This is a genomic window from Streptomyces sp. NPDC026515 (assembly GCF_055567595.1).
The window spans coordinates 132,135-151,574 of record NZ_JBVHQD010000014.1 but is presented as its reverse complement, the minus strand read 5'-3'; the positions used below and the strand labels follow the sequence as shown (position 1 = coordinate 151,574).

Genomic DNA, 19,440 nt, shown 5'->3' with positions numbered 1-19,440 from the left:
CTGTGCCCCGCCCGCTCAGTGACCGCTGGTCGCCTTGAGCCCCACCACGGCGACCAGCAGCAGGCACACGAAGAAGATCCGCGCGGCGGTGGCCGGCTCCCCCAGCACCAGCATGCCGAACACCGCCGCCCCGGCCGCCCCGATCCCCACCCAGACGCCGTACGCGGTACCGATGGGCAGGCTCCGGGCGGCGTACGAGAGCAGCAGCATGCTGGCGACGATCCCGCCGCCGGTGAGCAGGCTGGGGACGAGCCGGGTGAACCCGTCGGTGTACTTCATCCCGACCGACCAGCCGACCTCCAGCAGACCGGCGACGACGAGCAGAACCCAGGCCATGACAGACACCTCCGAGACGTTCGCGGAACGGGGTGCGTCGTCTTTGCCTGCACGGTCCCGGTACGGCGCGTCTCGTCGGGCTGGCTCCTTCGAACTTAGCAAAGGAACGACAATGGGGCCTGGTGACCGCAGTCACCAGGCCCCTTCGGTCACTGAATCACAGATACAGGCCGGTCGAGTCCTCCGAACCCTCGAACCGGTCGGCGGCCACCGCGTGCAGATCGCGCTCACGCATCAGCACATAGGCCACCCCGCGCACCTCGACCTCGGCACGGTCCTCCGGGTCGTACAGCACCCGGTCACCCGGCTCCACCGTACGCACGTTCTGCCCGACCGCGACCACCTCGGCCCAGGCCAGCCGGCGCCCCACGGCCGCCGTGGCGGGAATGAGGATGCCACCGCCGGACCGCCGCTCACCCTCGCCGGTCTCCTGCTTGACCAGCACACGGTCGTGCAGCATCCGGATGGGCAGCTTGTCGTGATGGGTGTCGTTTCTGTTGGCGCTCACGCCTTTGAACCTACCTGCTTCCGCTCAGCGCTTGCGTCGTCGGCCACGGAACACGAGCAGACCGACCACGCCCACGGCGACCAGCGCGACGGGCACGACACGCTCCAGGCGCGGCGCGCCCTCCTCGTCCACGAACTGCGCCCGCACATCGCTCACGGCCCGGTTGACCTGGACGTAGGCCCGCCCGAGCGTGTGATCGACGTTGGCCGCCACCTTGGCCTTCGCATCGCCGACGATGGTCTTCGGGTGCACCCGCACCCCGATCTCGTCCAGCGTCTCGGCCAGCACACCGCGGCGTCGCTTGATGTCCGCCTCGATCTGCGCCGGGGTTCTGGTGTCCGACGTGTCCGCCACCGTGGGCCCTCCGAAGTCTCCCGTGCTCCCTGTCCTGGACAGTCTGTCAGTTCTCGCCGCCACCGCACTGTCAGGACCCCCCGTTACGCTGGACCGATGAGCGAGCGACTCCAGCCCGGGGACGTAGCCCCCGACTTCACCCTCCCCGACGCCGACGGCAACGAGGTGTCCCTCTCCGCCCGCAAGGGCCGCAAGGTCATCGTCTACTTCTACCCGGCGGCGCTGACGCCGGGCTGCACGAAGCAGGCCTGCGACTTCACGGACAACCTCGACCTGCTGGCCGGCGCGGGCTACGACGTCATCGGCGTCTCCCCCGACCAGCCGGAGAAACTCGGCAAGTTCCGCGACAAGGAGAACCTCAAGGTCACCCTCGTCGCCGACCCCGACAAGAAGGTCCTGGACGCGTACGGCGCGTACGGCGAGAAGATGAACTACGGCAAGACGTACCTGGGCGTCATCCGCTCCACGGTCATCGTGGACGAGCAGGGCAAGGTCGAACGGGCCCTCTACAACGTCCGCGCCACCGGCCACGTAGCCAAGATCATCAAGGACCTGGGCATCTGACACCCCCTGTTCCACCCAACGGCCCGCCCCGGAAGCCCCGGCGCGGGCCGCTCTCCCTTCTCCGGGCGTGACTGTCCGACAACCGGTTCATTACTCCGTACGGGCTGCGACCGCGCAGCCGGAACGGAGGGGACTCGATGGGAGCGAGTGCGTACACCAGGGAGCGGCTTAAGGGGGCGGCCCGGCTGTGCTCCAGCATCGATGAAGTGATCGCCCACTTCGGCAGCGAGCCCTGTGCCAGACTCGATCGCTGCCTCCGCAAGCGCTTCGCCCACGTCGGGATCGGCATCTCGCATTCTTGTGACTCCGGCCGTCAACCATGCCCCGGGGCCGACGAGTTGCGCGCGGCGGTGGCCGAGTCGGCCTCCATCGCCGGGACACTGCGCCTGCTGCGGCGCCCGGATACCGGCACACGGCGTGCGCTGCTGACGGGGGTGCATCGCCGCGGAAGGACTCGCCACCACGCACTTCGCTGTGCCCGAACTGCCACGCGATCACCAGCACCTGGTGCAGAGGTGGCGGTCAACGCCGTCCACATTCCGGGTAGCATGGGCGGCCACGCGGCCGTTGCTGAATGGTATAAGCAGAGGTTTTAGGTGCCTCGGGGCATTTGCCCATGTGGGTTCGACTCCCATCGGCCGCACCCACAGAGGGGCCGCCCTCCCGGGCGGCCCCCGCGCGTCTCAGCCCAACAGCTCCCGCACCACCGGCACCAGCCCCCGGAACGCCTTCCCCCGGTGACTGATCGCGTTCTTCTCGTCGGGGGTCAGTTCCGCGCACGTCCGCGTCTCGCCCTCCGGCTGGAGGATCGGGTCGTAGCCGAAGCCGTTCGTGCCGGAGGGGGCGTGGCGGAGGGTGCCTCGCAGTCGGCCCTCGACCACGCGTTCCGTGCCGTCCGGCAACACCAGCGCCGCCGCGCAGGCGAAGTGGGCGCCCCTGTGCTCCTCGGCGATGTCGGAGAGCTGGGCCAGGAGGAGGTCCAGGTTGGCCTTGTCGTCGCCGTGGCGGCCGGCCCAGCGGGCGGAGAAGATGCCTGGGGCGCCGCCCAGGACGTCGACGCAGAGGCCGGAGTCGTCGGCGACCGCCGGGAGGCCCGTCGCCCGGGCGAGGGCGTGGGCCTTGAGGAGCGCGTTCTCGGCGAAGGTGACGCCCGTCTCCTTGACGTCGGGGATGTCAGGGTACGCGCCGGCGCCCACCAGTTCGTGGGGCAGTCCCGCCTCGGCGAGGATCGCGTGGAGTTCGGTGATTTTGCCGGCGTTGCGGGTGGCGAGGATCAGGCGGGTCGTCATGGTGGGAAGTATCCCAAGGGCCGGGCCCGGCGGTTACGGGGTGCAGACCTTGGTGAGTTCGCCGGCCGCGTCGGTGACCGGGGTGACGTCGGGCGTCGAGTCGCCGTTCCTGATGGCCGTACGGACGTTGTCGACGGCCTTGTCGAGGTCGTCGACGGCCTTGTTGACGTCGGCGTCGTCCGTCTTGTCGCCGATCTTCTTCAGGTTGGTCTGGATCGAGTCGAGGGAGGCGTCGGCCCGGGTGGGGTCGTTCGCCGCGTTCTCCACGGCCTGCTGCAGGTCGGTGACGCTGTCGGCGATGGAGTCGGCGGTCTGGACGCAGTCCAGGGCCTTGCTCACGGCGTCGCAGCCGGTGAGCAGTGCGCCGGCGAGTGCGGTGGTCGCGGCTACGGCGGCGATGGCGGTGCTGCGGCCTCGGCGTCGGCTGGCGGCCATGACGGTGTTCCCCTCCCATTGGGTACGACTGGCCGAGCGCACGGTTGTTCACGCCGTGCGCCCGTACCTATGGGGACGCGGGGCCGCTCGCCCTGGTTGCCCCGCCGTACCTCGGCTTTTTGGTCTCCCTTTACTTTGCCGGGAGGGTGGCTTCGAGCGCGGCCCGCTGGATGGCGGCGAGGTCGGTGCAGCCGGCGACGGCGAGGTCGAGGAGGGCGTTGAGTTCGTCGCGGGCGAAGGGTTCGGCCTCGGCGGTGCCCTGGACCTCGACGAAGCGGCCGTCGCCGGTGCAGACGACGTTCATGTCGGTCTCGGCCCTGACGTCCTCCTCGTAGCAGAGGTCGAGGAGGGGGACCTTGCCGACGATGCCGACGGAGACGGCCGAGACGGTGCCGGTGAGGGGCTGGCGGCCCGCCTTGACGAGCTTGCGCTCCTTGGCCCAGGTGATGGCGTCGGCCAGTGCCACGTAAGCGCCGGTGATCGCGGCGGTGCGGGTGCCGCCGTCGGCCTGGAGGACGTCGCAGTCGAGGACGACGGTGTTCTCGCCGAGGGCCTTGTAGTCGATGACCGCCCGCAGGGAGCGGCCGATGAGGCGGGAGATCTCGTGGGTGCGGCCGCCGATCTTGCCCCTGACGGACTCGCGGTCGCCGCGGGTGTTGGTGGCACGGGGAAGCATGGAGTACTCCGCGGTGACCCAGCCCTCGCCGCTGCCCTTGCGCCAGCGGGGGACGCCTTCGGTGACGGAGGCGGTGCAGAAGACCTTGGTGTCGCCGAAGGAGACGAGGACGGAGCCCTCGGCGTGCTTGCTCCAGCCGCGTTCGATGGTGACCGGGCGGAGTTGTTCGGGGGTGCGGCCGTCGATTCGAGACATGGCGAAGAGCCTATCGGGAGTGGCAGAAGGGGCTCGTCCCCAGGAGGGAGGAGCCCCTTCGGGTGAGCCCGGGGCTCACATCATGTCTTCGATCTCCGCGGCGATCGGGTCGGCGTCGGTGCCGATGACGACCTGGATGGCGGTGCCCATCTTGACGACGCCGTGGGCTCCGGCGGCCTTCAGGGCGGCGTCGTCGACCTTCGAGGCGTCGTGCACCTCGGTGCGCAGCCGGGTGATGCAGCCTTCGATCTCGTCGATGTTCTCGATTCCGCCGAGGCCGGCGACGATCTTCTCAGCCTTGCTGGCCATGTTCCTTCTCCCTGATCCGAACCGCTTTGTCGCAGTAACCCACAGTTGGCCCAACTTTTCGAGCGGCCGTGCCGCGCCTGCCGAATGATGGCGAGCACTGCGGCGGAACCGTCGTCAACTGGTCTACACCAGCGGATGCGCGGTCGCCAAACCCCTGGGGTGGAGCCGAGCGGCCCGGAGGACGTGTCCATGAGTGCCGAGAGCGCCGACAGCACGGTCAGTCCCGGACGGGAGCGGTGGAACGCTCTTTTCCAGGGGTTGCAGAAGATGGGGCGGAGTCTGCAGCTGCCGATCGCGGTGCTGCCGGCGGCGGGGATCCTGAACCGGCTGGGGCAGCCTGACGTCTTCGGCGACAAGGGGCTCGGCTGGACCGATGTCTCCAAGGTGATGCAGGGCGCGGGCGGCGCGCTGCTCGACGGGTCGGTCGGGCTTCCGTTGCTCTTCTGCGTGGGCGTCGCGATCGGGATGGCGAAGAAGGCGGACGGGTCGACGGCGCTGGCGGCGGTGGCCGGCTTCCTCGTCTACTACGGGGTGCTGCACCAGTTTCCGCAGGACTGTCCCGGCGGGTCGAGGGCGCTGCCGGGGATCGGCTGCCAGGTGAGCGACGGCTCGGTGTCGACGTTCACGTTCCAGAACCCGGGGGTGTTCGGCGGGATCGCGATGGGGCTGCTGACCGCGTACTTCTGGGCTCGTTTCCACCGTACGCGGCTGGTGGACTGGCTCGGTTTCTTCAACGGCCGGCGGCTGGTGCCGATCATCATGTCGTTCGTCGCGATCGTCTTCGCTGTGCTGTGCCTGTGGGTGTGGCCGCCGGTCGGTGACGGGCTGGAGAGTTTCAGCGGCTGGCTGCGGGACGCGGGCGCCTGGGGTGCGGGGGTGTTCGGGGTCGCGAACCGGGCGCTGCTCGTCATCGGGCTGCACCAGTTCCTGAACGTGCCCATCTGGTTCCAGTTCGGCAGTTACACCACGCCGGCGGGTCTGACGGTGCACGGGGACATCAACATGTTCCTGGCGGGCGATCCGGATGCGGGTCAGTTCACGTCGGGGTTCTTCCCGATCATGATGTTCGCGTTGCCGGCCGCGGCGCTGGCCATCACGCACTGCGCGAAGCCGCACCGGCGCAAGGAGATCGGCGGTCTGATGCTGTCGGTGGCGCTGACGTCGTTCGTCACGGGGATCACCGAGCCGCTGGAGTACTCGTTCCTCTTCATCGCGCCGTTGCTGTACGCGGTGCACGCGGTGCTGACGGGGGTGTCGATGGCGGTCACGTGGGGGCTCGGGGTGCACGACGGGTTCAGCTTCTCGGCGGGGCTCATCGACTACGTCATCAACTGGAACCTGGCGACCAGGCCGTGGGCCATCGTCCCGATCGGTCTGTGCTTCGCGGTGGTCTACTACGTGATCTTCCGGTTCGCCATCACGCGGTTCGATCTGAAGACCCCGGGGAGGGAGCCGGAGGACGAGGTGGAGGACGTCACCAAGGCTTAGCCGGAGCGTCCCCGGACGGAGTACAAATCGTGACTCTCCTGTTGCGGAATTGACGGGTTCCTTATAACGCCCCCATCGTGTACAACAGGTCTACACCACTGAGTGGTGTAGACCACCACCGATGGAGGAAGTATGACAACCGCCACCACGACGGCGGCTCCCACAAAGAAGTGGGGATCCGGTCTGTTCCAGGGCCTGCAGAAGGTTGGCCGCAGCCTTCAGCTCCCGATCGCCGTACTCCCGGCCGCGGGTCTGCTGCTCCGCTTCGGTCAGCAGGACATCCACGACAAGCTGCATCTGCCCGACAAGGTCACCGCGGTGTTCGCGACGGCCGGTGGCGCGATCTTCGACAACCTTCCGATGCTGTTCTGCATCGGTGTCGCGATCGGCTTCGCCAAGAAGTCGGACGGCTCCACCGCACTGGCCGCCCTGGTCGGCTTCCTGGTCTACGCCAACGTCCTCAAGGCGTTCCCGGTCACCGAGGCGAAGGTGCAGGCCGGCGCCGACATAGCGGCGACCTACAACAACCCCGGCGTGCTGGGCGGCCTGGTGATGGGCCTGCTCGGCGCGGTGGTCTGGCAGCGCTTCCATCGGACCAAGCTGGTGGACTGGCTGGGCTTCTTCAACGGCCGCAGGCTCGTCCCGATCATCATGGCCTTCGTCGGCACGATCATGGGCGTCTTCTTCGGCCTCATCTGGGAGCCGATCGGTGAGGGCATCTCGAACTTCGGCGAGTGGATCACCGGTCTCGGTGCCTTCGGTGCCGGTCTGTTCGGTCTGATCAACCGCGCGCTGATCCCGGTCGGCATGCACCAGTTCGTGAACACCGTCTCCTGGTTCCAGATCGGTGACTTCAAGGACGCCTCCGGCCAGATCGTCCACGGTGACCTCACCCGCTTCTTCGCCGGTGACCCGACGGCCGGTCAGTTCATGTCCGGCTTCTTCCCCATCATGATGTTCGGCCTGCCGGCCGCCGCCCTCGCCATCGCGCACACCGCCCGCCCGGAGCGCCGCGCGGCCGTGATGGGCATGATGATGTCGATGGCGCTGACCTCGTTCGTGACCGGTGTCACCGAGCCGATCGAGTTCACCTTCATGTTCATCGCGCCGCTGCTGTACGTGATCCACGCGGTGCTGACCGCCCTGTCCATGGCGATCACCTGGGCGCTCGGGGTGCATGCGGGCTTCACCTTCTCGGCGGGTGTGATCGACTACGCCCTGAACTGGAACCTGGCGACCAAGCCCTGGCTGATCATCCCGATCGGCCTGGTGTTCGGAGCGATCTACTACTTCGTCTTCCGGTTCGCGATCATCCGGTTCAACCTCCCCACCCCGGGCCGCGAGCCCGAGGAGGAGGTCGAGGACCTCACGAAGGCGTGAGTCCGGCCTTGTCATGACGAGGCCCCCGCAGCCCGGCGGCTGCGGGGGCCTTTGTCGTACCTACGGGCCTGAACTCCGTGGTGCGACGTCGTACGGCGTGTCAGATCTCGTAGACGACGCGTGGCGCCGCCAGGTCCACCGGCCCGTCGAAGGCCTCGCGTGCGTCGGCGAGGTTCACGGCGGGGTCGGTCCACGGGGGGATGTGGGTGAGAACCAGCCGGCGGGCACCGGCGCGGGCGGCGGTCTCGCCGGCCTCGCGGCCGGTGAGGTGCAGGTCCGGGATGTTCTCCTTGCCGTGCGTGAAGGCCGCCTCGCACAGGAACAGGTCGGTGTCCCGGGCCAGCGATTCGAGTGCCTCCGTGACGCCCGTGTCGCCCGAGTACGTCAGGGACTTCCCGGCGTGTTCGACGCGGACGCCGTAGGCCTCCACGGGATGGCGGACCCGCTCGGTGTGGACCGTGAAGGGGCCGAGGTCGAACGTGGACGGCTTGACCGTGTGGAAGTCGAAGACCTCGCTCATCGAGGAGGCGGTGGGGGTGTCGGCGTAGGCCGTGGTGAGACGGTGCTCGGTGCCCTCGGGGCCGAAGACCGGGATCGGGGGGCACGGGCCGCCGTCGTGGCGGTAGTAGCGCGCCACGAAGTAGGCGCACATGTCGATGCAGTGGTCGGCGTGCAGATGGCTCAGGAAGATCGCGTCGAGGTCGTAGAGACCGCAGTGGCGCTGCAGCTCGCCGAGGGCGCCGTTGCCCATGTCGAGGAGCAGCCGGTAGCCGTCGGCCTCTACGAGGTAGCTCGAGCAGGCCGATTCCGCGGACGGGAACGACCCCGAGCAGCCGACGACGGTGAGCTTCATGAAGCAGAAACCTCCGTTGGCGGAACACCCGGATCAACCGGGAACTGGAGTCGGAGAACAGAGAGGTGAGCGGGGGTCGTGCGGTTCGTCGAGCGTAAGGCGCAAAAGGGCCGGTCGCTCCTCCGCCAGGGGCCGTTGTGGGCGAACTCACCTGTGCTGTCACCGGTTCGGCTGGACCAGGGGCGCACAAGGATCGCGCAAGGGCGCGCATCGATTATCTCGCGCCGGTAACGTCGTCGTATGGATACGTCATGGTGGCTCGCGCTCGCGGCAGTCGTCCTGCTGGCGCTGGTCGCCACCCTCGTCGACGGATGGGGCCGGGGGCATCGTCCGCGCGGACACCGCACCCGCCCGCCGGGACGTCCGCGCGGCCCGCACACGGGGACCGGCCGGCCCCATCCGGGGGACATCTGGTGGGCCAACGTGCCCTACGAGGACGGTCCGGGCGCCAAGGACCGGCCCTGTCTGGTGCTGGCGGTGCGCGGCAACCACGCGACCGTCGCCAAGATCACCAGCAAGTACCGCGACGAGCGGGCCGGGGTGATCCCGCTGCCGCCGGGCTCGGTCGGGGACGCCCACGGCCGGCCGAGCTTCCTGGAGACGGACGAGCTGCGCGAGGTGTCGGTGTGGGAGTTCCGGCGCCGGGTGGGCGTGGTCGACCCGGTGCTGTGGGACCAGGTCCGGCACCTGGCCCCCTGAGGGTCACTTCACCCTGACGGTGACCTGCCACTCCTGGATTCCCTTGCAGGAGACCCCGCCCGGCGCGGTGGGCTCGGCGCACAGCGGGCGGGACGAGGTGAGGGTGACGGTTCCGGAGGCTACGGCGGTGTAGGCGGCGGAGGCGTCTCCGGGCTGGAGGACGATCCCGCCGTTGGTGGCCCGCAGCGCGTCGCCGCTCACGGTGACCGCCTTCCAGGGGCGCTGCTCGGTGCCGTCGAGGGTGAGCCGGAGCGTGCCGCCGACCGCCACGCAGACCGTGGCGCGGTCGTCGGCGGCGGTGAGTTCGGAGGTGGCGGGCGTGCAGCCGCCGGTGGAGCCGCTCTGACTGGGGCTCGCGGCCGGACCGCCGGGGGACGGCGAGGAGGACACCGTGCCGCTGCCCTGGTCGGTGCTCCCGCTCTGCGAGCCGCAGCCCGCCAGCAGGAGGAGGGTCGCCGCGGCGAGCGACGCGCGGTGGACCGTCGTACGGCGCATGGGGTGTCCGCCTTTCGGTGGGGGAACGGAACCCTTGATGCCGATGTGACGTATCTCCCGGACATACGGATCCCGCACCCGGACGGCTTCCGGGTGCGGGATCCGGTCGGTCGGCGGCCGGGATCAGCCAGTCGTGACGGCGGTGTCGTCGACGACGAAGCTGGTCTGCAGGGAGGAGTCCTCGGCACCGCTGAACTTCAGGGTGACGGTCGAGCCCGCGTACGACGACAGGTCGAAGGACTTCTGTGCGTATCCGGTGGCCTTGTTGAGGTTGGAGTAGGTGGCCAGGGTGGTCGAACCGGCGGTGACCGTCAGCTTGTCGTACTGGCTGCTGGTGGTGGTCTCCGCGGTGTCGACGTGCAGGTAGAAGGTGAAGGTCGCCTTGCACCCGGACGGGATCGTCACCGACTGGGAGAGCGTGTCGGTGTGGGTGGAGCCGTAGCCGTCCAGCCAGGCCTTGTAGGAGCCGGCGTGCGCCGCCTCACCGGTGTCGTTGGTGATGACGCCGCTGGAGGCGGTCCAGGTGGTGTTGCCCGACTCGAAGCCCGGGTTGCCGAGCAGTTGGGCCGAGGTGCAGGTGCCGCCGCCGGTGCCGACGGTCCAGCTGAACGACGCCGAACCCGAGGCGCCGGTGGAGTCCTTCGCCGTCACGGTGACCTGGTAGGTGCCCGCGGTGGACGCCGTGCCGGAGATCAGGCCCGAGCCGCTGATCGACAGCCCGGTGGGCAGGCCGGTCGCGCTGTAGGTGAGGGCCGCGCCCGCGCTGTCGGTCGCCGAGATCTGCAGGCTGACCGAGCCGCCGGTGGCGGTGGACTGGCTGCCGGGGCTGGTGACGGTCACCGTGTTGCCGGAGGTGCCGCCGGCGGTGAAGGCCGTGGTGCCGTTCGGGGTGCCCCAGCCGGTCGGGCCGTCGTAGCCGGTGCCGGCGGTGCAGAAGTACGACGTCGAGCAGGAGCCGTTGTTGCCGCTGGTGACGTCGTACAGGTTGCCGGTGTGGGAGTAGGGGTACTTCGCCGGGTAGTCGCTGGAGCCCGGGGTGCCCGCGAGGGCGTAGACGCCGGCGATGATCGGCGAGGAGGCGCTGGTGCCGCCGTAGACCGCCCAGCCGGAGCCGCCGTAGGTGTCGTAGACCGCCACGCCGGTGGCCGGGTCGGCGACCGCGGAGACGTCGGACTCCATGCGCTTGGTGCAGCCGGTGTCGGTCTGCCAGGTGGGCTTGGCGTCGTAGGCGGAGCAGCCGGAGCCGGTACCCTCGGACGAGCTGGTCTTCCACACGGACTCGGTCCAGCCGCGGGAGTTGGACGAGGTGGACAGCGCGGTGCCGCCGACGGCGGTCACGTACTGGGAGGTCGCCGGGTACTCGGCGCCGTAGTCCTCGTCACCGGCGGAGACGGTGATCGCCACGCCCGGGTGTTTGAAGTACGAGGTGTCCTCGCTGGTCTGCGAGGAGGACTCGGAGCCGCCCCAGCTGTTGGAGACGAACTTGGCGCCGAGGGTGACGGCCTCGTTCTCGGCGGTGCCGAGGTTGGCGTCGGTGGGCGAAGTCGCCTCTACGAGGATGATGTTGCAGTTCGGGCAGACGGCGCTGACCATGTCGATGTCGAGCGCTTCCTCGCCGGCCCAGCCGGAGTCGTTCGTGGGCAGCGAGGTGGTCGAACCGGTCTGACTGACCTGCTTGAAGCAGCCGTTGGCCTTGGTGCAGGCGGACAGGCCGAACTGCGAGCGGTAAGTGGCCAGGTCCGACTCGGCGTTGGGGTCGTTGTAGGCGTCGACCACGGCGACGGTCAGGCCGGAGCCGCCCGTCGAGGGCAGGTTGTAGGCGCTGTGCAGGTTCGAGGGGCTCAGGCCGGAGGGGGCGGCGGCGAGCGCGGAGGCCAGCTGCTGCTTGATGTCGGTCCGGCGCTGCGCGAAGCAGGAGACCTGGCCCGCCTTGGTGGCGGTGGCGCACAGGTGCTCGGTGGGCACCTTCTGGCCCGCCTTGCCGGTGCTGTGCACGGCCTGGCGACCGGGGTCGGTGAGGGCCCTGGCGTTCTGGGTGGCCTTGGTGGCGGCGTGGGGCGCCGCGGTCGCGGGCTGGGCGGCCCCGGCGGTGGGCGCCGCGACGAATCCGGAGACGGCGAGGGCGAGGGCGGGGAAGGCGACGGCCAGGAGTCTTCGCAGGCTCCGTCGTGATTCACGCATGGGGGTACTGCCTCCATCGGTGGGGTTACAAGGCAGGCCCGTGACGCGCGTAGCGGCGGCAGAGTGCGCGCAGTCATGAGCATGACATTTCGAACACCCTGCGCTGCCGACATGCATGGCATGAACAGGACGAAGGAGAAGCTAGTCGGGTTCGGTGGGGCCCGGTCCCCCCGGAGGAAGATCTTTGCACCGGCATGGACAGCGCTTAGCCCCCTCATAGGAGGGGGTTGGCGCGTGCATGATGAGCGCTATGCCCAGAGCTGACCCTGGAGGGTCTCGATGGCTTCCTCGGTCGTGGCGGCCGTGTAGACCCCGGTCGACAGGTACTTCCAGCCGCCGTCGGCGACGACGAACACGATGTCCGCGCTCTCGCCGGCCTGCACGGCCTTCTTCCCCACGCCGATCGCGGCGTGCAGCGCGGCACCGGTGGAGACGCCCGCGAAGATGCCCTCCTGCTGGAGGAGCTCCCGGGTCCGGGTCACCGCGTCCGCCGAGCCCACCGAGTAGCGGGTGGTGAGCACGGAGGCGTCGTACAGCTCGGGCACGAAGCCCTCGTCGAGGTTCCTGAGCCCGTACACGAGGTCGTCGTAGCGCGGTTCGGCGGCGACGATCCGCACGTCCGGCTTCTGCTCGCGCAGGTACCGGCCGACGCCCATGAGGGTGCCGGTGGTGCCGAGCCCGGCGACGAAGTGCGTGACGGAGGGGAGGTCGGCGAGGATCTCCGGACCGGTCGTCGCGTAGTGCGCGCCCGCGTTGTCGGGGTTGCCGTACTGGTAGAGCATCACCCAGTCCGGGTGCTCGGCGGCGATCTCCTTGGCCACCCGCACGGCGGTGTTGGAACCGCCGGCCGCCGGACTGGAGATGATCTCCGCGCCCCACATGCCCAACAGGTCCCGGCGCTCCTGCGAGGTGTTCTCGGGCATCACGCACACCATGCGGTAACCCTTGAGCTTCGCCGCCATCGCCAGCGAGATGCCGGTGTTGCCCGAGGTCGGCTCCAGGATGGTGCAGCCCGGGGTGAGCCGGCCGTCCTTCTCCGCCTGCTCGATCATGTGCAGGGCGGGACGGTCCTTGACCGAACCGGTCGGGTTGCGGTCCTCCAGCTTGGCCCAGATCCGGACCTCGGCGGACGGCGAGAGCCGCGGCAGGCGCACCAGGGGGGTGTTGCCGACCGCGGCCAACGGGGAGTCGTAGCGCATGCCGATCTCAGGCCATGCCGCCGGCGACCGCCGGCAGGATCGTGATCGTGTCGCCGTCGGTCAGCTTGGTCTCGATGCCGTCGACAAAACGGACGTCCTCGTCGTTCAGGTACACGTTGACGAAACGGCGCAGCTTGCCGTCGTCCACGATGCGGGCGTGGATGCCGGCGTGCCGGGTCTCGAGGTCGTTGAAGAGGTCGGCGAGGGTCTCACCGCTGCCCTCCACCGCCTTCTGACCGTCGGTGTACTGGCGGAGGATGGTCGGGATGCGGACCTCGATGGCCATGGCTCAGGGCTCCTGTCGGAAAGTCTGGGTGGGTGGGCGCGCAGCGGCACGCCGCGGCTCACGGCCGTGCGGCGGCAGGAGAACGTCAACAGATGGCGCTGTTCAGCCTGCACAGGTCGACGTGCAGCCGCGCCACGAGCACGATGCCCCGCGCCTTCTCGCTCACGTCGTTCAGAACCATGGGGTCATCGTATCGATTCCCGGTGCGCATCCCCGAGTGTGATCTCGGATGACGGACACTTTCTGGCCGAGGGTTGAGACACCCCCAGGGGCGCCGGGGGTATCCCCGGCCGAAGGCCGGGGAGGAACGGCGCGACCAGCCCACCGGCCCGCGGGCGACCACCGGCCGGTCCGGCACCGCCGGAATCCCCGTCGTGGCCGGTCACCGTCGCGGCGGAGAAGTCCGCGTGAGCCGCTGAGAGAAGGGGGACGGCGGGCCACCGGACGTCAGTACGCCTCGACGGTCCTGACCTCCTCCTCCGTCACCTCGCCGTCGACGATGCGGAAGGACCGGAACTGGAAGTCGCCGAGGCCGTCGGTGTCGGCCGTCGAGACCAGGACGTAGTGCGCGCCCGGCTCGTTCGCGTAGCTGATGTCCGTCCGGGACGGGTACGCCTCCGTCGCCGTGTGGGAGTGGTAGATGACCACCGGCTCCTCGTCGCGGTCGTCCATCTCGCGGTACAGCTTGAGGAGGTCGCCGGAGTCGAACTCGTAGAAGGTCGGGGACATCGCCGCGTTGAGCATCGGGACGAACCGCTCGGGGCGGTCCGAGCCGGCCGCTCCCGCCACGACGCCGCACGCCTCGTCGGGGTGGTCCTCGCGCGCGTGGGCGACGATGCGGTCGACGAGTTCCTGGGTGATGGTCAGCATGTCGGCCAGGATAAGCAGAGGGCCGTCCCGTACCGAAGACTGGTACGGGACGGCCCATATGCCGGACGTCCTGAGCGGCTGTCGCAAGGGGCGCCACGAGTGCTCCCTGCGACGGGACGTCCTGAGGGGGTGGCGAGGGGGTCAGCTCACCTTCTCCAGCGAGGTCCGTTCGTTCCGCTCGCCGATCTGCGGGTCGCGGTTCTTGAGGACCAGCCAGCCGATGCCGAGCGCGGCGGCCCAGCCGGCCATCACGTACAGGCAGACCCGGGAGTCACCGTCGTACGCGATCAGGCCGGTCACGAAGAGCAGGAAGACGATGGCGATCCAGCTGCACACCGCCCCGCCGGGCGCCGGGAAGGAGGACGCGGGCAGCCGGCCCGCGTCGACCGCGCGGCGGTAGAGGACGTGGCTGATCAGGATCATCAGCCAGGTCCAGATGCCGGCCGCGGTGGCGACCGAGGTGACGTACCCGAACGCCTTCTCCGGGACGACGTAGTTGAGGACGACGCCGATGCCCATGAAGAGCACCGAGACGGTGATGCCGAGCGCCGGGGTCTTCGACGCGGACAGCCTGCTGAAGACGGCCGGGGCCTCGCGGCTGTCGGCCAGGTTCCGCAGCATCCGGCCGGTGGAGTACATGCCGGAGTTGCAGGAGGACAGCGCCGCGGTCAGGACGACGAAGTTGACGATGCCGGCGCCGGCCGGGATGCCGATCTTCGCGAAGGCCGCGACGAACGGGGAGACTCCCGGGGCGAACTCCGTCCACTTCACGACGCAGAGGATCACCGTGAGCGCACCGACGTAGAAGAGGGCGATACGCCAGGGGAGAGTGTTGATCGCCTTGGGGAGGGTCTTCTCCGGGTTCTCGGACTCGCCGGCGGTGACGCCGACCAGTTCGACCGCGAGGTACGCGAACATGACGCCCTGGAGGGTCATCAGGGAGGAGCCGACGCCCTTGGGGAAGAAGCCGTCGAACTGGTAGAGGTTCGCGACCGACGCGGTGTCACCGGCGGCGCTGAAGCCGAAGGTGAGGACGCCGAGGCCGATCACGATCATGCCGATCAGGGCCGTGACCTTGACCATGGAGAACCAGAACTCCAGCTCCCCGAAGACCTTCACCGAGATCAGGTTGACCCCGAAGAGGATCACCAGAAAGACCAGCGCGGTCACCCACTGGGGGACGGACGGGAACCAGTAGTTGACGTAGATCGCGGCGGCCGTCAGTTCCGCCATGCCGGTGACGACCCACATCAGCCAGTAGGTCCAGCCGGTGAAGTAGCCGAAGAACGGACCGAGGAACTCCCGGGAGTACTCCGCGAAGGAGCCGGAGACCGGCCGGTAGAGCAGGAGCTCGCCGAGGGCCCGCATGATGAAGAAGATGATGCCGCCGGCGAGGGCGTACATCAGGATGAGGCTGGGACCGGCCTTGGCGATGTTCGCCCCGGCGCCCAGGAAGAGGCCGACGCCGATGGCGCCGCCGATGGCGATCATCTGGACCTGGCGGCTGCCGAGTCCGCGCTCGTACCCCTCTTCCGAGGATTCGGAGGACTGCTCCGACGTGTCGACCTGAGCGGAGGTCATGTGTGGTGTGCGCCTTTCTCCATGCCGACCCGGGCCTCTGGTCGGCCGCGGATCGGGTTTCGATCCCCCCGGATTGCTGGAGTGGTGCCTGGCCGACGATGGTCGGCTCGGTGGCGCACCCGGACGGACACATGGGTGGTGTCGCCGGGCGGTCGTGAAGATTTATCACGGCGGCCATACTGATCACAGAGTTCCGCCGGGAGGGATTGTGGCGCACACCACTGGAAGAACCAGACAAAGTGCCACCAGAACGGGACATACCAGGCCGCAGCGGTGACTGGATCGTTATCCGGATTTGAGCGTCCTCTGAGCGAACGCAAAATCGGGGTGAATTACGGCATAAGGGTGGTGACCAGGGTCTCCTGGAGGCCGCCGAGCCACAGATAGGCCATCACCATCGGCTTGCGCGCGTCCTCGTCGGGGAGCTGGTAGAGCAGGTCGGTGTCGTCCTCGTCGGTGATGTCGAGGCGGGAGCCGATGGCCAGGCGCAGGTCGTTCAGGGCACCGAGCCACTGCCGGGACTCCTCGGGCGCCAGCTTGAGGACCGCGCCGCCCTCTCCGACGGGAGCCAGCGCGTCCAGGGAGCGGATCACCGCGAGGGCGCTCTCCCGCTTGCCGGCCCGGAGGTCGTTCTCCGTGTAACGGCGGAACTCGGCCGAGTGGGCCTGCTGCTCCTCGGCCTCCCGCGAGGAGCCGGGCAGCCGCTCCGGGTCGCCGTAGGCGTCCGGGAAGAGCCGGCGCAGCACCGGGTCGGTGGGCGCCTCGCTCGGCCCCTCGGCGAAGAGCTCGGCGAGCGGGTCGTCGGGGGCGTCCTCGGCGGGACCGGGGCCGATGAGCTCCAGAAGCTGGACGGCCAGCGTCCGGATGATCGAGATCTCGACGTCGTCGAGGGCGACGGCCGCGCCGCCGCCGGGGAGCGGTTCGAAGATTCCTGGCATGGAGAGGGTTCGCTGCTTCCGGTCCTGGTCGCGGGGTCTGGCTACGTCCGGTCCTGCGGGCAAGGGGTCACGTCCGGTCCTGCGGGCGAGGGGCGCGCCCGGTCCTGCGGGGTCATTTCCGGTCCTGCTGGAGGGTGGCCCACAGGCCGTAGCCGTGCATCGCCTGCACGTCGCGCTCCATCTCCTCGCGCGTGCCGCTGGAGACGATCGCCCGGCCCTTGTGGTGGACGTCCAGCATGAGCTTGGTGGCCTTGTCCTTGGGATAGCCGAAGTACGTCTGGAAGACGTACGTCACGTAGCTCATGAGGTTGACGGGGTCGTTGTGCACGATCGTCACCCAGGGGACGTCGGGCTCGGGTACGGCGAAGACCTCCTCCGCCGACTCGGTGCGTTCGATCTCTACGGGAGCGGGTGACGTCACAAGGCCCATGCTGCCACGCGCCCCACAAATCGTCACACTGACGAGATGGGGGTAGCATCTCCAGCCATGAACACAGCGGACCTTGGGCTGCCGGTGGACGTTCCCTCGACGGCGCTCTTCACGGACCAGTACGAGCTGACCATGCTGCAGGCCGCGCTCAAGGCCGGTACGGCCGAGCGGCGCAGCGTCTTCGAGGTCTTCACCCGGCGGCTGCCGGAGGGGCGCCGGTACGGCGTCGTGGCGGGAACCGGGCGTGTCCTGGACGCCGTGGAGAACTTCCGGTTCGACCCGGACGTGCTCGGCTTCCTGGCCGAGCGGAAGATCGTCGACGAACCCACCCTGCGCAGGCTCGCCGGCTACCGCTTCAGCGGTGACATCTGGGGCTATCCGGAGGGCGAGGTCTACTTCCCCGGCTCGCCGATCATGCGGGTGGAGGGCTCCTTCGCCGAGTGCGTGCTGCTGGAGACCGTGATCCTCTCCATCCTCAACCACGACTCGGCGATCGCGGCCGCCGCCTCCCGGATGGCCTCGGCCGCGGGCGACCGTCCGCTGATCGAGATGGGTGCCCGCCGCACCCACGAACTGGCCGCCGTCGCCGCCTCCCGCGCCGCCTACGTCGGCGGTTTCGCGACCACCTCCGACCTGGCGGCCGGCTTCCGCTACGGCATCCCCACGGTGGGCACCTCCGCCCACGCCTTCACCCTGCTGCACGACCGCGAGCGCGACGCGTTCCAGGCCCAGGTCGACTCGCTCGGCCGGGGGACCACCCTGCTGGTCGACACCTACGACGTCGCCGAGGCGGTCCGTACGGCCGTCGAGGTGGCCGGGCCCGAGCTGGGCGCCGTCCGCATCGACTCGGGCGACCTGCTGCTGGTCGCCCACCGGGTCCGCCAGCAGCTGGACGAGCTGGGCGCCCGGGACACGAAGATCGTCGTGACCTCCGACCTCGACGAGTACGCCATCGCCTCGCTGGCCGCGGCACCCGTGGACGCGTACGGCGTCGGCACCCAGCTGGTGACCGGCTCCGGCCACCCCACCTGCTCCATGGTCTACAAGCTGGTCGCCCGCGCCGGGTCCGCCGACCCGAAGGCTCCGCTGGTGCCGGTGGCCAAGAAGTCCACCGGCGGCAAGACGTCCGTCGGCGGCCGCAAGTGGGCGGCACGGCGGCTGGACGCCGACGGGGTGGCGGAGGCCGAGGTCGTCGGCACCGGCGAGGTGCCGGCCGAGCTGGTCGACCAGCAGCTGCTGACCGAACTGGTCAAGTCCGGCCAGGTGGTCGCCCGCGAACCGCTGGACGCGTCCCGTGCCCGTCATGCCACGGCCAAGGCCAATCTGCCCCTGTCCGCGACCCAGCTCTCGCGCGGAGAAGCGGTCCTTCCGACGGAGTACGTCCAGGGGCGCTCGGGTAGCTAGAGCGGGTGCCCGCGTACGCGCCCCGCAAAGCCCCCTCCCCTACGCCCCCGTAAGTCTCTACGCTCGGAGGTTCAGGCCGGACCCGCACCCCTCTTTCCTGCGTCTCCCCCCTCGACAGACCCGACACCGAACGCGAAGGACACCGACCATGCGCCGCGCCTTGATCGTCGTTGATGTGCAGAACGACTTCTGTGAGGGGGGCAGCCTCGCGGTGTCGGGCGGCGCCGACGTGGCCGCCGCGGTCACGGAGCTGATCGGACAGGCGCCCGCCGGCTACCGCCATGTGGTGGCCACCCGCGACCACCACATCGCGCCGGGCGGCCACTTCGCGGACAACCCCGACTATGTGCACAGCTGGCCGGCGCACTGCGTGGCCGGCACCGAGGGCGTCGGCTTCCACCCGAACTTCGCCCCTGCGGTCGCCTCCGGCGCGGTGGACGCCGTGTTCAGCAAGGGGGCGTACGCCGCGGCGTACAGCGGCTTCGAGGGCGCGGACGAGAACGGGGTCAGGCTGGCGGACTGGCTGCGGGCCCGCAAGATCGACGAGGTGGACGTGGTGGGGATCGCGACGGACCACTGCGTGCGGGCGACCGCCCTGGACGCCGTGCGGGAGGGGTTCCGCACCCAGGTCCTCCTGGACCTGACGGCGGGCGTGGCCGAGGAGACGACGGAACGGGCGCTGGAGGAGATGCGTGAGGCGGGCGTGGAGCTGACGGGCAAGCCGGTGGTGTGAGGGCCGCGCTCTACGGGGTGCCCGCCGGTTGCACGCCCTGCCGGCGGACTTCGGCGGTGCCGAGCCGGGTGGTGTCCTGGCGCGCGCCCGGTGGGGGCTGGCCGCGCAGTTCCCCGCGACCCTGAGGTTGGGGGTCGCAACCCCCCCCTGCTGAGGGACCCGCCCCTCAGAGCAGGGTCACCGGCTCGCAGTGGGCCGGCGCGCGCCCGGTGAGGGCTGGTCGCACAGTTCCCCGCG

At 69.6% G+C, this 19,440-nt stretch carries 23 protein-coding genes, 1 tRNA gene and 1 riboswitch; of the genes, 7 read left to right on the top strand and 17 right to left on the bottom strand.

Annotated elements, in window-relative coordinates; genetic code table 11:
• Positions 1-15: 15 nt before the first annotated feature.
• The 3 genes from sugE to ACZ4O3_RS28115 form a co-directional block, all read right to left on the bottom strand.
• Complete coding sequence (gene sugE, locus ACZ4O3_RS28125) at positions 16-336, bottom strand: quaternary ammonium compound efflux SMR transporter SugE (RefSeq protein ID WP_467724849.1); 321 nt, start codon at positions 334-336, stop codon at positions 16-18.
• 31 nt (positions 337-367) lie between these two features.
• Positions 368-436: riboswitch (guanidine-III (ykkC-III) riboswitch) on the bottom strand.
• Between the two features lie 57 nt (positions 437-493).
• Positions 494-796, bottom strand: a complete 303-nt coding sequence (locus ACZ4O3_RS28120) for a GroES family chaperonin (RefSeq protein ID WP_382536575.1) — start codon at positions 794-796, stop codon at positions 494-496.
• A 72-nt stretch (positions 797-868) separates the two neighbouring features.
• On the bottom strand, positions 869-1,198 hold the full coding sequence (locus tag ACZ4O3_RS28115; RefSeq protein WP_362713299.1) for a DUF3618 domain-containing protein: 330 nt from the start codon (positions 1,196-1,198) through the stop codon (positions 869-871).
• A gap of 96 nt (positions 1,199-1,294) precedes the next feature.
• Between ACZ4O3_RS28115 and bcp the strand changes: the two genes are divergently transcribed.
• Together bcp and ACZ4O3_RS28105 are read left to right on the top strand one after the other, a co-directional pair.
• On the top strand, positions 1,295-1,762 hold the full coding sequence (gene bcp, locus ACZ4O3_RS28110; protein ID WP_362713301.1) for a thioredoxin-dependent thiol peroxidase: 468 nt from the start codon (positions 1,295-1,297) through the stop codon (positions 1,760-1,762).
• 560 nt (positions 1,763-2,322) lie between these two features.
• Positions 2,323-2,405 (top strand) — tRNA-Leu (locus ACZ4O3_RS28105).
• A 40-nt stretch (positions 2,406-2,445) separates the two neighbouring features.
• On the opposite strand, the gene rdgB is transcribed toward ACZ4O3_RS28105, so the two are convergent.
• The 4 genes from rdgB to ACZ4O3_RS28085 all read right to left on the bottom strand — a co-directional run bounded on the left by rdgB (position 2,446) and on the right by ACZ4O3_RS28085 (position 4,666).
• A complete protein-coding gene (gene rdgB, locus ACZ4O3_RS28100) occupies positions 2,446-3,051 on the bottom strand; it encodes an RdgB/HAM1 family non-canonical purine NTP pyrophosphatase (protein ID WP_467724848.1) in 606 nt (201 codons plus the stop codon).
• Between the two features lie 33 nt (positions 3,052-3,084).
• Positions 3,085-3,486: a hypothetical protein gene (locus ACZ4O3_RS28095; protein ID WP_362713305.1), complete on the bottom strand. Its 402-nt coding sequence runs from the start codon at positions 3,484-3,486 to the stop codon at positions 3,085-3,087.
• 130 nt (positions 3,487-3,616) lie between these two features.
• Positions 3,617-4,357 (bottom strand): ribonuclease PH, encoded by a 741-nt coding sequence (rph, locus tag ACZ4O3_RS28090; protein WP_362713307.1) that lies wholly within the window; start codon positions 4,355-4,357, stop codon positions 3,617-3,619.
• A 75-nt stretch (positions 4,358-4,432) separates the two neighbouring features.
• Entirely contained in the window at positions 4,433-4,666 is a 234-nt protein-coding gene (locus tag ACZ4O3_RS28085; protein ID WP_234544142.1) for a PTS sugar transporter subunit IIB, read from the bottom strand.
• Positions 4,667-4,855: 189 nt separating this feature from the next.
• Here ACZ4O3_RS28085 and ACZ4O3_RS28080 point away from each other — a divergent pair, with 189 nt between their 5' ends.
• Positions 4,856-6,154, top strand: coding sequence for a PTS transporter subunit EIIC (locus tag ACZ4O3_RS28080; RefSeq protein ID WP_467724846.1), 1,299 nt, complete (start codon positions 4,856-4,858; stop codon positions 6,152-6,154).
• 132 nt (positions 6,155-6,286) lie between these two features.
• The gene (locus ACZ4O3_RS28075) at positions 6,287-7,534 is read left to right on the top strand and encodes a PTS transporter subunit EIIC (protein WP_362713311.1); all 1,248 of its coding nucleotides are present in this window, start codon (positions 6,287-6,289) and stop codon (positions 7,532-7,534) included.
• A 100-nt stretch (positions 7,535-7,634) separates the two neighbouring features.
• Here the strand turns inward: ACZ4O3_RS28075 and ACZ4O3_RS28070 are convergent, their stop codons facing one another.
• Positions 7,635-8,387 (bottom strand): MBL fold metallo-hydrolase, encoded by a 753-nt coding sequence (locus ACZ4O3_RS28070; protein ID WP_362713313.1) that lies wholly within the window; start codon positions 8,385-8,387, stop codon positions 7,635-7,637.
• A gap of 240 nt (positions 8,388-8,627) precedes the next feature.
• Here ACZ4O3_RS28070 and ACZ4O3_RS28065 point away from each other — a divergent pair, with 240 nt between their 5' ends.
• On the top strand, positions 8,628-9,086 hold the full coding sequence (locus ACZ4O3_RS28065) for a type II toxin-antitoxin system PemK/MazF family toxin (protein WP_467724844.1): 459 nt from the start codon (positions 8,628-8,630) through the stop codon (positions 9,084-9,086).
• Positions 9,087-9,089: 3 nt separating this feature from the next.
• Here ACZ4O3_RS28065 and ACZ4O3_RS28060 read toward each other — a convergent pair whose 3' ends face one another.
• The 9 genes from ACZ4O3_RS28060 to clpS all read right to left on the bottom strand — a co-directional run bounded on the left by ACZ4O3_RS28060 (position 9,090) and on the right by clpS (position 17,066).
• The gene (locus ACZ4O3_RS28060) at positions 9,090-9,581 is read right to left on the bottom strand and encodes a hypothetical protein (RefSeq protein ID WP_362713317.1); all 492 of its coding nucleotides are present in this window, start codon (positions 9,579-9,581) and stop codon (positions 9,090-9,092) included.
• A gap of 123 nt (positions 9,582-9,704) precedes the next feature.
• Complete coding sequence (locus ACZ4O3_RS28055; protein ID WP_362713319.1) at positions 9,705-11,762, bottom strand: putative Ig domain-containing protein; 2,058 nt, start codon at positions 11,760-11,762, stop codon at positions 9,705-9,707.
• A gap of 248 nt (positions 11,763-12,010) precedes the next feature.
• Positions 12,011-12,961, bottom strand: a complete 951-nt coding sequence (locus ACZ4O3_RS28050; RefSeq protein ID WP_362713321.1) for a PLP-dependent cysteine synthase family protein — start codon at positions 12,959-12,961, stop codon at positions 12,011-12,013.
• Positions 12,962-12,968: 7 nt separating this feature from the next.
• Positions 12,969-13,247, bottom strand: a complete 279-nt coding sequence (locus ACZ4O3_RS28045) for a MoaD/ThiS family protein (RefSeq protein WP_362713323.1) — start codon at positions 13,245-13,247, stop codon at positions 12,969-12,971.
• Positions 13,248-13,332: 85 nt separating this feature from the next.
• Positions 13,333-13,428 (bottom strand): putative leader peptide, encoded by a 96-nt coding sequence (locus tag ACZ4O3_RS28040; protein WP_362713325.1) that lies wholly within the window; start codon positions 13,426-13,428, stop codon positions 13,333-13,335.
• 266 nt (positions 13,429-13,694) lie between these two features.
• Positions 13,695-14,117: a M67 family metallopeptidase gene (locus tag ACZ4O3_RS28035; RefSeq protein ID WP_362713326.1), complete on the bottom strand. Its 423-nt coding sequence runs from the start codon at positions 14,115-14,117 to the stop codon at positions 13,695-13,697.
• A 141-nt stretch (positions 14,118-14,258) separates the two neighbouring features.
• Complete coding sequence (locus tag ACZ4O3_RS28030; protein ID WP_467724841.1) at positions 14,259-15,698, bottom strand: amino acid permease; 1,440 nt, start codon at positions 15,696-15,698, stop codon at positions 14,259-14,261.
• 332 nt (positions 15,699-16,030) lie between these two features.
• Positions 16,031-16,636, bottom strand: a complete 606-nt coding sequence (locus ACZ4O3_RS28025; RefSeq protein WP_467724839.1) for a DUF2017 domain-containing protein — start codon at positions 16,634-16,636, stop codon at positions 16,031-16,033.
• Positions 16,637-16,748: 112 nt separating this feature from the next.
• Positions 16,749-17,066, bottom strand: coding sequence for an ATP-dependent Clp protease adapter ClpS (gene clpS / locus ACZ4O3_RS28020; protein WP_362713332.1), 318 nt, complete (start codon positions 17,064-17,066; stop codon positions 16,749-16,751).
• Positions 17,067-17,123: 57 nt separating this feature from the next.
• Between clpS and ACZ4O3_RS28015 the strand changes: the two genes are divergently transcribed.
• Complete coding sequence (locus ACZ4O3_RS28015) at positions 17,124-18,470, top strand: nicotinate phosphoribosyltransferase (RefSeq protein WP_384988744.1); 1,347 nt, start codon at positions 17,124-17,126, stop codon at positions 18,468-18,470.
• Positions 18,471-18,618: 148 nt separating this feature from the next.
• Positions 18,619-19,203 (top strand): nicotinamidase, encoded by a 585-nt coding sequence (locus ACZ4O3_RS28010; RefSeq protein WP_362713335.1) that lies wholly within the window; start codon positions 18,619-18,621, stop codon positions 19,201-19,203.
• The last annotated feature ends 237 nt before the right edge of the window (positions 19,204-19,440 follow it).

What these genes read in the sequence shown, in the direction of transcription:
- ACZ4O3_RS28030 (WP_467724841.1), bottom strand. Translation starts at nt 15,698, where the DNA reads ATGACCTCCGCTCAGGTCGACACGTCGGAGCAGTCCTCCGAATCCTCG.
- bcp (WP_362713301.1), top strand. Translation starts at nt 1,295, where the DNA reads ATGAGCGAGCGACTCCAGCCCGGGGACGTAGCCCCCGACTTCACCCTC.
- ACZ4O3_RS28050 (WP_362713321.1), bottom strand. Translation starts at nt 12,961, where the DNA reads ATGCGCTACGACTCCCCGTTGGCCGCGGTCGGCAACACCCCCCTGGTG.
- ACZ4O3_RS28095 (WP_362713305.1), bottom strand. Translation starts at nt 3,486, where the DNA reads ATGGCCGCCAGCCGACGCCGAGGCCGCAGCACCGCCATCGCCGCCGTA.
- ACZ4O3_RS28120 (WP_382536575.1), bottom strand. Translation starts at nt 796, where the DNA reads ATGCTGCACGACCGTGTGCTGGTCAAGCAGGAGACCGGCGAGGGTGAG.
- ACZ4O3_RS28080 (WP_467724846.1), top strand. Translation starts at nt 4,856, where the DNA reads ATGAGTGCCGAGAGCGCCGACAGCACGGTCAGTCCCGGACGGGAGCGG.
- ACZ4O3_RS28045 (WP_362713323.1), bottom strand. Translation starts at nt 13,247, where the DNA reads ATGGCCATCGAGGTCCGCATCCCGACCATCCTCCGCCAGTACACCGAC.
- ACZ4O3_RS28055 (WP_362713319.1), bottom strand. Translation starts at nt 11,762, where the DNA reads ATGCGTGAATCACGACGGAGCCTGCGAAGACTCCTGGCCGTCGCCTTC.
- ACZ4O3_RS28070 (WP_362713313.1), bottom strand. Translation starts at nt 8,387, where the DNA reads ATGAAGCTCACCGTCGTCGGCTGCTCGGGGTCGTTCCCGTCCGCGGAA.
- ACZ4O3_RS28065 (WP_467724844.1), top strand. Translation starts at nt 8,628, where the DNA reads ATGGATACGTCATGGTGGCTCGCGCTCGCGGCAGTCGTCCTGCTGGCG.
- sugE (WP_467724849.1), bottom strand. Translation starts at nt 336, where the DNA reads ATGGCCTGGGTTCTGCTCGTCGTCGCCGGTCTGCTGGAGGTCGGCTGG.
- ACZ4O3_RS28015 (WP_384988744.1), top strand. Translation starts at nt 17,124, where the DNA reads ATGAACACAGCGGACCTTGGGCTGCCGGTGGACGTTCCCTCGACGGCG.
- clpS (WP_362713332.1), bottom strand. Translation starts at nt 17,066, where the DNA reads ATGGGCCTTGTGACGTCACCCGCTCCCGTAGAGATCGAACGCACCGAG.
- rdgB (WP_467724848.1), bottom strand. Translation starts at nt 3,051, where the DNA reads ATGACGACCCGCCTGATCCTCGCCACCCGCAACGCCGGCAAAATCACC.
- ACZ4O3_RS28025 (WP_467724839.1), bottom strand. Translation starts at nt 16,636, where the DNA reads ATGCCAGGAATCTTCGAACCGCTCCCCGGCGGCGGCGCGGCCGTCGCC.
- ACZ4O3_RS28010 (WP_362713335.1), top strand. Translation starts at nt 18,619, where the DNA reads ATGCGCCGCGCCTTGATCGTCGTTGATGTGCAGAACGACTTCTGTGAG.
- ACZ4O3_RS28040 (WP_362713325.1), bottom strand. Translation starts at nt 13,428, where the DNA reads ATGGTTCTGAACGACGTGAGCGAGAAGGCGCGGGGCATCGTGCTCGTG.
- ACZ4O3_RS28085 (WP_234544142.1), bottom strand. Translation starts at nt 4,666, where the DNA reads ATGGCCAGCAAGGCTGAGAAGATCGTCGCCGGCCTCGGCGGAATCGAG.
- ACZ4O3_RS28035 (WP_362713326.1), bottom strand. Translation starts at nt 14,117, where the DNA reads ATGCTGACCATCACCCAGGAACTCGTCGACCGCATCGTCGCCCACGCG.
- ACZ4O3_RS28060 (WP_362713317.1), bottom strand. Translation starts at nt 9,581, where the DNA reads ATGCGCCGTACGACGGTCCACCGCGCGTCGCTCGCCGCGGCGACCCTC.
- rph (WP_362713307.1), bottom strand. Translation starts at nt 4,357, where the DNA reads ATGTCTCGAATCGACGGCCGCACCCCCGAACAACTCCGCCCGGTCACC.
- ACZ4O3_RS28075 (WP_362713311.1), top strand. Translation starts at nt 6,287, where the DNA reads ATGACAACCGCCACCACGACGGCGGCTCCCACAAAGAAGTGGGGATCC.